The organism is Streptomyces griseofuscus (genome assembly GCF_014673495.1).
Classification (GTDB): Bacteria; Actinomycetota; Actinomycetes; order Streptomycetales; family Streptomycetaceae; genus Streptomyces; species Streptomyces murinus.
Window position 1 is genome coordinate 1,843,341 of sequence record NZ_CP051006.1, and the last position, 14,407, is coordinate 1,857,747.

Annotated in this window: 12 protein-coding genes; 5 read left to right on the forward strand and 7 right to left on the reverse strand. The window is 70.1% G+C overall.

Translation table 11 applies throughout. The annotated features are described in order from the left end of the window. Positions 1 to 13 precede the first annotated feature (13 nt). On the reverse strand, positions 14 to 2,263 hold the full coding sequence (locus HEP81_RS08180) for an MMPL family transporter (protein ID WP_051850603.1): 2,250 nt from the start codon (positions 2,261 to 2,263) through the stop codon (positions 14 to 16). 86 nt (positions 2,264 to 2,349) lie between these two features. Beyond that, on the reverse strand, positions 2,350 to 3,054 hold the full coding sequence (locus HEP81_RS08185; protein ID WP_078967697.1) for an LmeA family phospholipid-binding protein: 705 nt from the start codon (positions 3,052 to 3,054) through the stop codon (positions 2,350 to 2,352). Between the two features lie 87 nt (positions 3,055 to 3,141). Here HEP81_RS08185 and HEP81_RS08190 point away from each other — a divergent pair, with 87 nt between their 5' ends. Continuing rightward, positions 3,142 to 3,783, forward strand: a complete 642-nt coding sequence (locus tag HEP81_RS08190) for a TetR/AcrR family transcriptional regulator (protein ID WP_051850602.1) — start codon at positions 3,142 to 3,144, stop codon at positions 3,781 to 3,783. A gap of 733 nt (positions 3,784 to 4,516) precedes the next feature. Here the strand turns inward: HEP81_RS08190 and HEP81_RS08195 are convergent. The 3 genes from HEP81_RS08195 to HEP81_RS08205 form a co-directional block, all read right to left on the reverse strand. After that, positions 4,517 to 5,089 carry an RICIN domain-containing protein gene (locus HEP81_RS08195; protein WP_037662501.1) on the reverse strand — a complete coding sequence of 191 codons (573 nt, stop codon included), beginning with the start codon at positions 5,087 to 5,089 and terminating at the stop codon, positions 4,517 to 4,519. A gap of 888 nt (positions 5,090 to 5,977) precedes the next feature. Next, positions 5,978 to 6,895, reverse strand: a complete 918-nt coding sequence (locus HEP81_RS08200; protein WP_037662498.1) for a cupin domain-containing protein — start codon at positions 6,893 to 6,895, stop codon at positions 5,978 to 5,980. Between the two features lie 105 nt (positions 6,896 to 7,000). Continuing rightward, a complete protein-coding gene (locus HEP81_RS08205; protein WP_037662495.1) occupies positions 7,001 to 8,119 on the reverse strand; it encodes a YncE family protein in 1,119 nt (372 codons plus the stop codon). A 93-nt stretch (positions 8,120 to 8,212) separates the two neighbouring features. On the opposite strand from HEP81_RS08205, the gene HEP81_RS08210 reads away from it, so the two are divergent. The 4 genes from HEP81_RS08210 (at position 8,213) to HEP81_RS08225 (ending at position 11,391) form a co-directional block, all read left to right on the forward strand. Beyond that, positions 8,213 to 8,356 carry a hypothetical protein gene (locus tag HEP81_RS08210; protein WP_157854598.1) on the forward strand — a complete coding sequence of 48 codons (144 nt, stop codon included), beginning with the start codon at positions 8,213 to 8,215 and terminating at the stop codon, positions 8,354 to 8,356. A gap of 24 nt (positions 8,357 to 8,380) precedes the next feature. Next, positions 8,381 to 8,638: a hypothetical protein gene (locus HEP81_RS08215; protein ID WP_051850601.1), complete on the forward strand. Its 258-nt coding sequence runs from the start codon at positions 8,381 to 8,383 to the stop codon at positions 8,636 to 8,638. Positions 8,639 to 9,418: 780 nt separating this feature from the next. After that, the gene (locus HEP81_RS08220; protein WP_243279334.1) at positions 9,419 to 10,900 is read left to right on the forward strand and encodes a PP2C family protein-serine/threonine phosphatase; all 1,482 of its coding nucleotides are present in this window, start codon (positions 9,419 to 9,421) and stop codon (positions 10,898 to 10,900) included. Next, the gene (locus tag HEP81_RS08225; RefSeq protein WP_051850600.1) at positions 10,900 to 11,391 is read left to right on the forward strand and encodes an STAS domain-containing protein; all 492 of its coding nucleotides are present in this window, start codon (positions 10,900 to 10,902) and stop codon (positions 11,389 to 11,391) included. Before HEP81_RS08220 ends, HEP81_RS08225 begins: the two co-directional genes overlap by 1 nt. A 361-nt stretch (positions 11,392 to 11,752) precedes the next feature. On the opposite strand, the gene HEP81_RS08230 is transcribed toward HEP81_RS08225, so the two are convergent. Both HEP81_RS08230 and tkt read right to left on the reverse strand, forming a co-directional pair. Then, complete coding sequence (locus tag HEP81_RS08230) at positions 11,753 to 12,031, reverse strand: hypothetical protein (RefSeq protein ID WP_037662493.1); 279 nt, start codon at positions 12,029 to 12,031, stop codon at positions 11,753 to 11,755. A 113-nt stretch (positions 12,032 to 12,144) separates the two neighbouring features. After that, positions 12,145 to 14,358: a transketolase gene (tkt, locus tag HEP81_RS08235; protein ID WP_037662492.1), complete on the reverse strand. Its 2,214-nt coding sequence runs from the start codon at positions 14,356 to 14,358 to the stop codon at positions 12,145 to 12,147. Positions 14,359 to 14,407 lie beyond the last annotated feature (49 nt).

The following is a 14,407-nucleotide window of genomic DNA, read 5'->3' on the forward strand; positions in this document are numbered from 1 at the left end:
CTCGGCTGTTGCGTCAGCGCAGGTTCTCATGGAAGTTTTCGCCGACCGCGACCGGGGCGCCGGGCCGGTGCCGGTCGTCGCCGCCCGTCGGCTGGTCCGCGGCAAGCCGTTCGCCCTCGATGTCGAGGTCGGGCAGCAGCCGGTCGAGCCACTTCGGGAGCCACCAGCCCGCCCGGCCGACGAGTGCGAGGACGGCGGGGACAAGCGTCATCCGGATCAGGAAGGCGTCGATGAAGACGCCGACGGCCAAGGCGAAGGCGATCGGCTTGAGCATGGTGCTGCCGCCGGGAATGAAGCTCGCGAACACCGCGAACATGATCAGGGCGGCGGCGGTGACCACGCGGGAGGCGTGGCGTGAGCCGGCCAGGACGGCCTCGCGGGGTGCGGCGCCGTGGACGTGTGCCTCGCGCATGCGGCTGACCATGAACACCTCGTAGTCCATGGCAAGTCCGAACAGCACCGCCATCACCAGGACGGGCAGGATGCTGACCACGGGCCCGGTCTCCGGGACGCCGAGTGCGCTCGCCAGCCAGCCCCACTGGAACACGGCCACGACCGCGCCGAAGGTGGCGGCCACCGACAGCAAGAAGCCCAAGCTGGCCTTCAACGGGACGACCACCGAGCGGAAGACCAGCAGCAACAGCAGCAGTGACAGGCCGACGACCACGAGCGCGAAGGGGATCAGGGAGCTCGCCAGCCGTTCGGAGACGTCGATGTTCACGGCGGTCGTACCGGTCACGGAGACCTCGGCCCCTGTCCGCTCGTGCCAGGTGGGTGCCTCGTCGCGGATGTGCTGGACGAGGTCTTTCGTCTTCTGGTCCGAGGGTCCGGTCTTCGGTACCACCTGGATCACGGCCGCCTCCCCGTGATCGATGACCTGTGGCTTTTCGACCGCGGCGACGCCGTCGGCGGTCTTCAGGTCCTTGACGAGGCTTGCGGTGGCCGCATGCGGGTCCGGGGCGTGGGAAGTGTCGGCGTGGACGAGCAGCGGGCCGTTGAAGCCGGGCCCGAACCTGTCGGAGACGGTGTCGTACGCCTGCCGCTGACTGCTGCCCACGGGGGCCGAACCGTTGTCCGGCAGCGCCAGTTGGAGGTCCCTGGCGGGTACCGCGACGGCGAGCAGGCCGACGAGTACGGCCAGCAGGGTCAGCAGCGGCCGGCGGATCGCCAACCTGCCCCAGCGCTCCCCCATGGTCCTGCGGCTGCCGTGCCCGGTGCCGCGCGCGGACTGTTCACGGCGGGCCGCGCGCGAGCCTGGCTTCGGACGTAGCCGGTCACCGGCGAAGCCCATCAGGGCCGGCAGGAGCGTGGTGGACACGCCGACCGCGATCAGCACCGCTGCGGCGCCGGCCACGCCCATCACGGTCAGGAAGGGGATGCGGACGACGGACAGGCCGCACAGCGCGATGATCACCGTAAGACCGGCGAAGACAATCGCGCTGCCCGCGGTGGCGGTGGCCCGGGCGGCCGACTCCTCGGTGTCCATGCCGGTGGCGAGGTGGGAGCGGTGACGGGAGAGGAGGAAGAGGGCGTAATCGACGCCGACCGCGAGGCCCAGCATCGAGGCGAGGGACGGGGCGGTGCTGGAGATGGTCAGCACACCGGTGAGCGCGGACAGTCCCAGCATGGTGACGGCGACGCCGGCGACAGCGGTCAGCAGCGGCATGCCGGCCGCGAACAGCGAGCCGAAGGTGATCGTGAGGACGACGAGGGCGACGGCCGCTCCCATCAGTTCCTTGGTGTGGCCGGTGCTCTTGCTGCTTCCGTACGCGGACCCGCCGACCTCTACGGTGAGCCCGGCGTCCTTCGCCGGCCCGGTGGTCTTCTCCAGCGAGGTGAGGCTGTCCTCGTCCAAGCCGGCGCGGGTGACCTGGTAGCGGACCTGGCCGAGTGCGGCGGCGCGGTCCGGCGATATGACCTTGTTCCGCACAGGGTCGGTGACGCCGACGACCTGGGGCGCCTTGTCGGCCTTCGCCATCGTGGCGCTGACAGCGTTGGCGTACCTCGGCTCGGTGATTGCATGACCCCTGGGCGCGACGAAGACGATCTGGGCGCTCGTCCCGGCTGCCGAGGGCAGTTCCTTCTTGAGGGTGTCCATCGCGGTCTGGGCCGGTGAGCCCGGGACCGTGAACTCGTCGTCGGTCGTGCCGCCGAACGTGATCACACAGGTGACGGCCGCGGTCAGCACCAGCAGCCAGGCGGCCAGCACAGCCCGGCGATGCCGGAAGGCACCGCGGCCGAGCCGGTAGAGGAGGGAAGCCATCGGAAACGTGCTCCTTGAGAGGGACTTACGGGGCTGAGCGGCACCTTCGGAGAGAAACCCGCGGGCAGACGCCGGGAAGTGCGGGATCAGGCGTCGAACGCGGCGCGGCCGCCGCTCAGAGTGAGCCGGAGGCCGTCATCGGTGACCTGGAGCCGACGCGGTGCCAGTCCCAGCGGGAGGTCGGACAGGGGGACGGTGCGGCCGGCTCTGGCCGTGACCTTTCTCGCCAGGGCGTCGGGGAGGGGGCGGCCGGCGAACGTGGGCCGACCGGGCGTGACCCGGATCGTCAGGCCGTCCAGAACCGGGGTGACCGGGACAGCCAGAGCACCGGCACGGCCGATGTGCACGACCAGCCGTCCGTGCGCGGGATCGGGCACCACCACGCTCTCCGCAGGGCCCGCGCTCGCGCCCGCGACCAGAGACGCGGAGCCGATGTCGACGGTCACGGTGGACGAACCGACCGTGCCGCCCTTCCGGCTCCGGCGCACCTGACTGAGGCGGGCGTCGACACGGAGCCCGGTCAGGTGCCGAGCGGCCACGTCGTCTGCGGTCAGCTCGACGTCCGCGAAGGCGCCCCGCGCCAGCTGCCAGAGCACGGGTGTGGCCCCGAGCCCGACCGCCGGTCTGGTGCCCAGACGTTTCGCGGCCGCCGTCGCGATCCGATCTGCGATCCGCCCCCGCGTCACCGCCTCTGCCGTGCCGACGAGAGTGGCCAGGACGAGCACGGAGGCCAGGGAGACCACCGTGCGGCGAGGGAAGCCCAGCCCGACCAGTCGACCAAAAAATGTCATGACTGACACGGTACCCGTACTGTCAGGACTGACAGTTTCAGGAGAGCGGATCCCGGCCCCGGACGGCGGGCGTGCCAGGATGAAGGCGTGCAGGAGGGCAACGTGCAGGAGATGGGGCGTCGGGACCGCAAAAAGGCCGCCACGCGCGGGAGTCTGCTGCGTGCGGCCACCCGCATGTTCGCGGAGCGCGGCTACCAGGAGACGACGGTCAAGGACATCGCCGCGGCGGCCGGTGTGACCGAACGCACTTTTTTCCGCTACTTCCCCTCGAAGGAGGACCTGGTCTTCGCGGAGATCCTCGACTTCGTGCCGCTACTCGTGAAGGAGATCGCCGGCCGCCCGGCGAGCGAGCCGCCCTACACGGCCGTACTCAACGGCCTGCTCGCCGCCGCCCAGGGCCTCAACGGCGGCCTGGGCATCCTCTTCGTCGGCGTACCACCTCGAGCCCTGTCCACCGGCACACGGCGCAGCGGCGTGCTCACCGACCTCGAGGACGGCATCACCGAAGCACTCGCCGACCGCCTCGCACGCCGGTCACCGGACGAACCGGCCCCCACCCGCTCCCTGCACGCCTCCGTCCTGGCCCGCGCCTCGGTCGCCGCCGTGCGCAGTGCCCTGATCGCCTTCACCACTCGCGACGAACCGGTGGCCGGGCCGCCCACCCCCGTCGAGGACTTCACCCAGCTCCTGCACCAGGCGTTCGCCGTGCTGCGCGGCAACGGGTCATGACGGGGACGCGATGCTCGGCCGCACCCTGGCATCGAGTCGGTGGAGGCGTGACCGGCCCGCCCGGCGACCAAGGGGCGGGCCGCAGCCCAGCAAGGCGCAGCAGGCATTCCCGCACCTCGGTCCTCCGCTGAGTGTGCCACTCCCCCGGCGTCGAGGTGCTGGCCGTGCTTCGCTCGGCGGGGCCCGTGCCGTCTCGGACGTCCCGTGGGACAGCGGCCGGCCCGGAGACTTCGGCAGCCGGCAGGCGGGCCGGCCGGATAGGAAGCTCGCGAACACCGTGAACGTGGTCAGCGTGGCCGCCGTCACCGCGTGAGGCGCGGCGCGAGCCGCTCAGGATCGTGTCACGCGGGGCCGCCGTACGGGGACGACAGGGTCGGGAACGGGTGAGTCCGGAGACCCCTCCCGCCGCCGCGGAACCTACGCAACAGGCCGAGGATCTTGCCCGAGAACCGCAGAGGACACCCGTGACAGACGATCACGTGCTACCGATCTCCACCCAGACCAGCACGAGCACTTCCCCGGGACAGCACACCAGCCCCGCCGATCAGCAGAAAACAGGTTGGCGTGGGCTCGCTGCGGAACACCCCCGCTCGAGCGGGGGTGTTCCGCAGCGAGCCGCCGTCAGAGGGCCAGAGGGGTCAGCGGATCCGGTTCTGTCGGCTTCTCCCAGGGGCGCAAGTCCGCAGCAGCCGCGCGGGGCCGCCGCGCCTGTCAGCCTTCCTTGACCGGGAGGTCAGGCGGCCGACCTCGGGTCGATCTTCCAGCGCATGTTGGTAGGCGCGTTGGTTCCGGTGAAGTGCTTGAGGGTCACGTACACATCAGGGTGGGGGTAGTTCTGCGACTGCGAAGTGATTGCCCACTGCCGGAAGTTCGCTCCGGCCGGGGTGATGGTGTAGGTCTCGGAGGTGCCGTCCTCGCGGACGATCCAGTCCTGTGCCGGACCGCCGTTGCAGTCGGTCACGGTCAGCGGGCCGTTGTCCTTCGCATTGTCCGGCACCGTCAGACAGGCCGGGGTCGGGTTCTTGATCGGTTCGGTCTCGATGACGTAGTGGTCGCCGTACTTCTGCTTGAGTCGCCAGACCGACCCCGAGCCCTCATTGGCCAGCGGCCAGGGGTACCACACCTGGACGTACTGCGGCCGGTTCTCATTCTGAGTGTCGGTCTGCAGGTAGAAGCCGGTCGAAGCGTTGCTGATGATCACCGCCTGGTTGCTCGGGGGGTAGCCGGGGCCGTTGGCTGCGGCCGGGGCGGCAGCAGCCACGCTTGCGGAGAGTGCCAAACCGAGCAGTAGAGCGATCTTGCGCATGGACGGTCCTTTTCGTCGAGCGGCATCTGCCAGTGGTATCTGTCGTCGACGTCCCTGCCCCTACGATCGACTGCCAAAAGAGCCCGCCCCGGAATGAATCCGAATGAGGGGGGTGTTCGGATTGGCGTACGGCTCGACGCCCACTTCTGGATCGCGTCGCGGAGATTGTGCAGGATGCGGCCGTCGGGGCCGACGAGCACCGCCCCGGCGGTGACGTGGCCGGGCCAGGGGTTTGCGGCTGGTGAGGTCGTCGCCGTCGTCCAGAAGGCCGAGGAACCGCACCGACATCCACCAGGTCGCAGTCATCGGCACGGTCGTGCGCCCCTGGTTACGCCCCCGGTGTGCATCTTCGTCACTCCTTCGTGGCTGGTGAAGATCAACTGTGTGGCGCGCCGGGGGTTCGGTCCGGTCAGCGCCGCATCCTCGTGGCTGCGTCGAGAGGAGTGAGCTGTGACCTTGACGGCTGAGACCGTGGAAGCCGAGATGGAGGCCGCAAACCAGGAGGGAGACCCGGCTGCGGACGCGCTGGTGTCCGATCTCATGGACAACAGGGAGGTCGACGGCGTCAACGGCCTGTTCCGCACCATCGGGACACTCAAGCCCCGCATGCCCATGGACGAGCTGTCCGACCTTCCAGAACGGCTCGCGCAGTTCCTGCACGATGCCCCGAACAGCCGCCCGGCTGGAGCGAGGCCGACGTCAAGGCCGCGGAGGGCTTCTTCGCTCACCACCACGGCGTGGCCTCCATGCTGTAGGGCACCGTCGTCCCCTCCGCGCGGGAGGCCGCGGCCCGCTCGGTGGCGGTCACCGGGGCGCCGACCGTCGGTCGCCTGGGCGAGCACGACACGGACTCAGCCGCGGCGGAGGGGTGCCACACCATCGCTGGGCTCAGGTCAGCTTGGTGTTGGCCAGGACCCGGCGCAGGATGCTCCAGGAGAGGTCGGACTCGGTGGCGAAGGCACGCCGCTTCTTGGACTCCTCGTCGATGTAGTTGAAGGCATCGCGGCTGTAGCTGTCGCCGTCGTCGTCCTCGACGCCGGTCTCCTCCGGGTTGAGGTAGACGTGGAAGCTGGCGCCGAAATCGGCGGAGGCGTTCATATAGCCGGGGCCGGTGGAGCCGCCGCCGCCGTCCATCGGGCAGTACACCCGGTGCACGGCGTAGTTGTCCCTGGACAGCCAGGCACACTGCCCAGGGGTGAGGGTGATCAGGCCGAGTTTACGGGCGTTCCAGTCGAGGTGCTCGTAGACCATGACGTCGAGCTGGCCGGCGAGGCAGAAGACGATGCCGGTGGTGTGTCCGTGGGAGTGGATGGGCGAGTAGTGCTGAGCGGGCCAGATCTCCAGGACGACGGGCGAGCCGATGTCGCCCTTGGGGTGGTCGTCGGGGTGGAGGTGGCCGTGCTTTGCTGCCAGGTGGTCGTAGTCGCCCCGGCCGGTGCAGGCGACACGGATGTACGGCGGGTGGGACGGATCGTGCTTGTACTTCTCCACGAGGATCTGGCGCAGCAGGCCCACCTTTTCGCCGGGTGCGGTGGCGGGGGCGAGGTGTTTGCGCATCGCTTCGGTCTCCCACGCCGACAGGCGCAGGTCCTCGGCCTTGCGCGCGAGGTCCATGACAGCCGGCGGGATCATCAGCTGGCGGGCGTACTCGTCGAAGGACGTGGCCTGCCCGATCACAAGGGACGGGACGGCCTCGGCTCCCAGGAGACGCAACTGCCGTTCTTCTTGCCTGGTGATGTGGAAGGGGTACGTCGCATCGCCGTACTCCGGCTGCCCGGCGGGCGTCTGGTCGGCGGTCAGGCTCATGAGTGAGGACTCCTTCGTGTGCAGGGGTGCCGCGGCTCGGCGCAGGACCCGATGACGCCACGCATGTTCGGTGTCACGGCTCGAGGCGGGTTCTGAGCGGTGTGATCAGTGGCTGGGCAGGCGTGTCGCCTTGAGGCCGTCGAGGGGGTACTCCGGGGGCAGGTGGGCGGGGTCGCCCGGCACGGTGATGAGCACGGTGATGGTCCGGGCCGTGCCCGCGGCGAGGAACTGGTCGCCCACCGAGCTCAGATACGCCTTGCCGTCCTGGGCGATGACGTCGACGCCGGACGCTTCGGCTTTCGCACCCTTGACCGTGGGCAGGTCGAAGGAGATGCGGAACTTCCTGACGTCCTCCGCCGTGCCGCTGTCTTTGCTGACTGCGGTGAGGGTGAGGTCGAAGCTGTAGACCCGGCCCCGGGGTTCGCCGTTCTCCCATGTCCCCTTGAACTTCTTCGTCACGACGATCTCGTCGTAACTGGGCGGCACAGGCAGCGGGGTGATACGCCCGGCCCCGTTCACGATCTCCAGGTCGCCGACGGGCACCCTGCCCCGTCCGATGCGCTGCGAGTGGTCAGGGACCTCCGCCGTGGTCAAATCCAGGTGGTTGACGTTGCCCGCGGAGTCGACGGCGTAGAAGTTGCCGTCATGGTCGAAGAAGGTGGCCTCGTACGCCTTGCGCGAGCCTGCCGCGCCGCTGGCTTGAGCCGGCGGGAAGACACCAGCCTTGAGGACGGTCTTCATGGGCTGCCGGCCCGGGTCGATGAGCAGCAGGTCGCCATTGTCGCCCTCCACCGAGTACAGCCGCCCGTCCTTGGGGTGGTAGGCGAAGTCGTCCCACCGGCCGCCTCCCGGTGCGTTGCGCGGTGCGGCCGTGCCGGCTGCCACGTCGATGGCGTAGCTGGGGGTGTCGGGGTTGCCGGCGACGAAGAGATTCTTGCCGTCGGGGTCCATGTCGCCGTCGAACCAGGGCCCGTTTGGCAGCCCGTCGATGACCTGCTCCTTCAAGGTGCCGGCCGCCGCGTCGACGGTTATGAGCTTGTTGCCGGTCACGGCCAGCAACAGGGGCTCCTGGTCGTCGCCGCGGTACTGCGCTCCCATGGCGGTGTAGCCGCTCTCGTAGGGCGCGACGTTGTCGACGACGCGGGTGTCGCCGTCGATGGGGTCGAAGCGGTAGATCCGGGTGCTGGTCCGGCCGACGGCGAGATACACCTTGCGGTGAGCCATGAAACAAAGCGTCCTTCCACGCGACTGCGGAACGCTTCGACGTCCGCCCCCAGACCCACGAAGACAAGCACCCTAAGTATTCGTTCGAACACAATGAGCCACACGCCTCGGGCGCTGTACACCTACAAGCAGGTGCTTTTCGTGGAAGGTGTGCAGGAAGTGCCGCATCGTCGGCGTACGGGGTTGACCCAGCTCCAGCACCAGGCGTTCGCCGTGCTGCGCAGCAACGGGGCATGAAGGGATGCGAGGTTTGCCTGCGCGTTGGCGGCGCACACCGTGGAACTCGCCCGCCACCGCGGCCTGAAGGTCACCGCGCTCGCCTCCGCACACGGCGAGCAGTTCCTGTGTTCCCGGGGCGCCGACCACTTCCTGCCCCGCGACGCGGCCCTTCCCTCGACGGCCTTCGTTGGCATCGTCGATACCGCCGTACCCGGCCAGGAGTCGGCACCCAAGCGCGGAATCCGGGTCGACGCCCTGGACGTACGTGCCGACGGCGCCCAGCCCGCCGAACTGTCCTGACTGGCCGACCAAGGCGCCGTGCCGGCCCGCATGGCCGGGCCCTTCCCTCCCCTGGCGGACTCCGCCGCAGCCCGCTCGCGCCTGGCCGAGGGGGCCTGCGCGGACGCATCGTCCTCATGCTCCGCCTCCCGGTGTGAGGACGCGGCCGCTGCTGTCCCCGTGCCATGCAGTTCCCCGCCCACTGCCGTGTGGCGGCAGCTGAGTGCCTGACGCACCGGGTCAGGAGAAAAAAGATCGCGGGGAGCGCCACCCCCTCGTCGACCTCGTGGTGCTGTCGTCGACGAGCGCTGCGCCGGTGCGGAGGAGCTGTGCGCTGGCCGACCCGGCCTGTTCCTCCCTCCCCTCCCCCGCCGGCCGACGCCGGCGAGAACACGAACCGGAGGGTGCCCTGGTCATGCGCGTTCTTTTTCGAGCCGACGGCTTATCGCTCGTCGGTACCTGGCCGTGCGGACGGTCAGGGTCGTGGTGACGCCGTTCCGGCAAGCTCCTGCCGAGGACACGCCCGGTCAGCCCGAGACCAGCAACGCACCGTCACCGGTCACTGGTCACTGGTCGCTGGTCGACACAATGTGTGTGATCAGCAGACCGCGGTCGGCAATCACAGGAGTCAGATTCCACTGGCAGGACCCGCCTGCCGATACCAACCGGCACATCGCACGGAAGGCCGCGGCCGGGTACCCGGTTGACGACGGCATTGGCGCTCGGGCGTGTGGGCGATTTAGGCTGCGTCGGTTCGTGCCGTTCACGGCGGCAGCCCATCGACGGCGAGGAAAGCCGATCATGCAGCAGGCATCGGCCACCGACCCGGCTCCCGGGCGCCGCCCCGAGCTGGTCCCTGACCCGGGTGTGGAGGCGGCCCGGATCGCGGCGGTGCGCCGCTACGACATCCTCGACACCCCGCCCGACGGGGCGTTCGACCGAGTGGCGGCGATGGCCGCCCGCCTCTTCGACGTGCCGGTGGCGACGGTCACGATCGTGGACACCGACCGCATCTGGTTCAAGGCCGCCCACGGCCTGGAGGGTGTCGCGCAGATCGGCAGGGATCCGGGCCTGTGCGGCTCGGCGATCCTGCGCGACGACGCGATGGTCATCCCCGACACCCTCAAGGACCCCGTCGCGGCGGACAATCCGCTGGTCGCCGGGGAGATGGGGGTGCGCTTCTACGCCGCCGCACCGATCATCACCCCCGACGGGCACAAGCTCGGCACGGTCAACGTCCTCGACACCCGGCCGCGCTCGATCACCGAGGAGGACACCGCCACCCTGGCCGATCTCGCCGCGATCGTGCTGGACGAGATGGAGCTGCGGCTGTCGGCGCTGCGCGCACTGCGCGACGAGCAGGCCCGCCGGGAAGCGGAGAGGCGGCACGCCGAGGCGGAGCGGGCGCGGGCGGAGGCGGAATGGGCGGCGCGGGAGAAGGCGGAGCAGGACAGGGCCGCCATCGCCGCGTTCGCCTCCACCCTCCAGCGCACCCTGCTGCCCCCGGCCCTTCCCGTGGTGCCGGGTCTGGAACTGGCCTGCCACTACCGCACCGCCTCCGCCCACGACGTGGGCGGCGACTTCTACGACGTCTTCCCCCTCGACGGCGACCGGTGGGCGTTCTTCCTCGGTGACGTGTGCGGCAAAGGCCCCGAGGCAGCGACCGTCACCGCCCTGGCCCGCCACACCCTGCGCGCCACGGCCCAGATCAACGCCGACCCCGTCACCGTGCTGAGCGCGCTCAACACCATGCTGCTCACCGACGTCACCGCCGGCCGCCGCTTCTGCACCGTCGTCTTCGGCCTCCTGGAGCCCAGGGACGACGGCGGCTTCACCGTCACCGTCGCCACCGGCGGCCACCCGCCGGCCTACCACCTGCGCCCCGACGACGGCGGCGCCGTCTGGGTGCGGGCCGTACGCCCCCAGGGCGGCATGCTCGTCGGCGCCTTCCCCCAGGCGCCCTTCGCCCAGACCACCTTCTCCCTGACGGCCGGCGAGAGCCTGTTCCTCTACACCGACGGGCTGACCGAAGCCCGCACCACCGAGGGCACCATGCTCGGCGACGACGGCCTCACCGGCTTCCTCCACCAGCGCACCGGACCCGTCACCGCCACCTCCCTGATCGAGGACAGCATCACCCTGCTGGCCTCGCTGCCCGACGGAGCCGGCGACGACGTGGCCCTGCTGACCTTGTCCGTCCCCCACCCTCACACCATGCCCGACGGCAGTGTCACAGCGACCGCCCACACCGCCGCCGCGCCCGAACACTTCGGCCAGGAGTGATGACCGACGTGACCGACACGCTGTACCTGACCGTCCAGCACCCCCGCCCCGACCTCGCCATCGCCGCGGTCGTCGGGGAGGTGGACATGCACACCGCGGAAACCCTGCGCCGCGACGCCTCGATGATCATCGAGCGAGGGCGCCCGCACCTGGTTCTGGACCTGTCACAGGTCGGTTTTTGCGACTCCGCCGGTCTGAGCGCGCTCATCGGTCTCTGGCACGCCGCCCAGGCGGTGGGCGGTGCGCTCGGGCTCGCCAACGTCCCCGACCGCCTGATGCGGATGCTCGTCCTCACCGGTGTCGACACGATCCTGCCGGTTCATGCCACCACGAGCGAAGCAGTCAACACCATGATCGCCGACGAGCCCACCAGCGTAGGGCCGCAGGGCTCCGTCGACCGTGTGAGCACCACCGGCGGGGCTGGTGCGCCGGCCGGAGGGGGACGCACGGCCTGCGACAGCGCTCGTCACCCCTCCGCGAACCTGAGCTGATCGCGCGGACACGCCACGACCAGGCGTCTGTACCAGCGATCGAGCCCGGCGCGCCTACCGCAGTACCCCCGCGCTGGCTGTCCCGTTCCCCGTGTGCCGCGGCGGCCCGCGAGCGATAGGCAGCATCGGCGCCTTGGAGACGCAACTGGCGTTCTTCTTCCTCAGGTGATGTGGAAGAGATACCGCGCATCGCCGGGAGCCGGTTGCCCGGCGGACGTCCGGGCGGCAGTCAGACTCACGTGGGGACTCCGTTGAAAGGTGACGGTTGCGGACGCGCAGGGCGATGCCTTGCGTGTTCGGGTGCGCGGCGGCAGGCGTTGCCCCGTGGAGTGTGATCAGTGGTTGAGCAGACGCGTGGCCCTCAGGCCGTCGAGGGGGTGCTCACGCGGCAGATGAGCCGGGTCGCCCGGCACGGTGATCGGCCGGACGTGCCCGCGGCGAGGAACTGGTCGCCCACTGAGTTCAGGTAGGTCTTGCCGTCCTGAGCGATGACGTCGACGCCGGATGCCTCGGCTTTCGCGCCCTTGACCGTGGGCAGGTCGAAGGAGATGCGGAACCTCGTGACGTCCTCCGCCGTGCCGCTGTCCTTGCTGACGGCGGTGAAGGTCTCAGACGTAAAGGAGATCTCCAGCGGCAGCAACCAGCAGGTGATCAACGAGGCCCGCAAGAACCTGCCCGTCCTGCAGACCCACCTGAAGCTCGCCGAACAAACCCAGTCGCAACTCGAAACCTCACCGGTGCTGGGATGAAGATCTACGGGCGGTCGCCAGTACCGCCTTCGGTGGGTGCTAACGTGTGCTGTTGGCCGCCGGGGCGGACGGTGCGCTGGGCGTCGCTGATGCTGTCACGGGCAGCGGCGGCGACCGCTTCGGGAGTGATGCCGAACTCGGTGTAGAGGCGCTGGTAGTCGGCGGAGGCGCCGTAGTGTTCCAGGCTGACGACTCGCCCGGCGTCGCCGATGATTTCGCGCCATCCCTGTGCCACAGCGGCTTCGACGCTGACTCGGGCCCGGACGGAGGGTGGCAGGATCGAGTCCTGGTAGCTCTGCGGCTGGGCGGCGAACCACTCCCGGCACGGCATCGACACCACCCGCACCGCGAGGTTCTCTGCGGCCAGCAGGGTGCGGGCCTCAAGGGCGATGTGGACCTCGGAGCCGGTGGCCACCAGGATCACCTCGGGTGCTGCGTCGACGGCGTCCGCGAGGGCGTAACCGCCGCGGGCCGCTTCCCGGGCCGGGGCGTATTCGCCGTTGCCGCGGTCCAGGACGGGCAGGTTCTGTCGGCTCAGGATCAGGCCGGCGGGCCGGTCGGTGTGCTCCAGGATGGTCTGCCAGCAGGCGGTGGTCTCGTTGGCGTCGGCGGGCCGCACGACGTCGAGGCCGGGGGTGGCGCGCAGCGCGGCGAGCTGTTCGACGGGTTGGTGGGTGGGACCGTCCTCGCCCAGGCCGATGGAGTCGTGGGTCCAGATGTAGGTCGCGGGCAGCTGCATCAGGGCGGCCAGGCGTACGGCGGGGCGCATGTAGTCGGAGAAGGTCAGGAAGGTGCCGCCGTAGGGGCGCGTCAGGCTCTGCAGGGCGATGCCGTTGAGGATCGCGCCCATGGCGTGCTCGCGGATACCGAAGTGCAGGGTCCGCCCGTAGGGGCCGCCCTTCCAGTCCTTGGTCTGGTGGTCGGCGGGGAGGAAGGACGGCTCGCCGTCCATGGTGGTGTTGTTGCTTCCGGCCAGGTCGGCCGATCCTCCCCACAGCTCCGGCAGGACCGGCGCGAGCGCACTGAGGACCTCGCCGGAAGCGGCCCGGGTGGCCATTCCCTTGGCATCGGCAGGGAAGACGGGCAGCGCGTCGGTCCAGCCGTCGGGCAGTTCCTGTTTCTGTAGCCGGTCAAGCAGCGCGGCGCGCTCGGGATTGGCCTTCTGCCAGGCCGTGAACGTCTCGTCCCATGCCGCGCGCGCTTGCCGGCCGCGCTCAGCCGCCTGCCGGGTGCGGGCCAGGACCTCGTCCTCGACGGTGAAGTGTGCGCCGGGATCGAAGCCGAGCAGCTTCTTCGTGGCCGCGACCTCGTCCTCGCCCAGCGCGGAGCCGTGGGCCTTGCCGGTGTTCTGCTTGTTCGGGGCGGGCCAGCCGATCAGGGTGCGCAGCATGATCAGCGACGGGCGGCCGGTCTCCTCCCTCGCGGCCCGTGTGGCGGCCAGCAGCGCGTCGACGTCCTCGACGTAACTGCCGGTGCCGGTCCAGTCGACGGTCTGCACGTGCCAGCCGTAGGCGGCGAAGCGGGCGGGTACGTCCTCGCTGAAGGCGACGTCGGTGTCGTCCTCGATGGAGATGTGGTTGGAGTCGTAGAAGACGGTGAGGTCGCCGAGTTTCTGGTGGCCGGCCAGGGAGGCGGCCTCGCTGGCGACGCCCTCCATGAGGTCGCCGTCGGAGGCGATGACGTAGACGTGGTGGTCGAAGGGGCTGGTGCCCGGCTCCGCGTCTGGGTCGAGCAGTCCGCGTTCGCGGCGGGCCGACATGGCCATGCCGACCGCACTGGCCAGCCCCTGGCCCAGCGGTCCGGTGGTGATTTCCACTCCGCGGGTGTGCCGGTGCTCGGGGTGGCCGGGGGTGGCGGAGCCCCAGGTCCGGTACGCCTCCAGGTCCGATAGCTCCAGGCCGTAGCCGGCCAGGTAGAGCTGGGTGTACAGGGTCAGGCTGGAGTGCCCGCAGGAGAGCACGAACCGGTCCCGTCCCAGCCACTGGTCGTCTTCCGGGTCGTGCCGCATGACGTTCTGGAACAGCAGGTAGGCCAGAGGGGCGAGGCTCATCGCGGTGCCCGGGTGCCCGTTGCCGACCTTCTGCACCGCGTCGGCCGCCAGCAGTCGCACGGTGTCCACCGCCCGCACATCGACCTCGTCCCAGCCTGCCTGCTCCGCTACCGGGAGCGCCAAGGACCTGTCGCGTCCCGCAGTGCCGTCGGGCTGTTCACTCGCCATGCCGTTGCTCCTTCGTCAAGCCGGGCCCTCTGCTTCAGCCGTGCTCTGC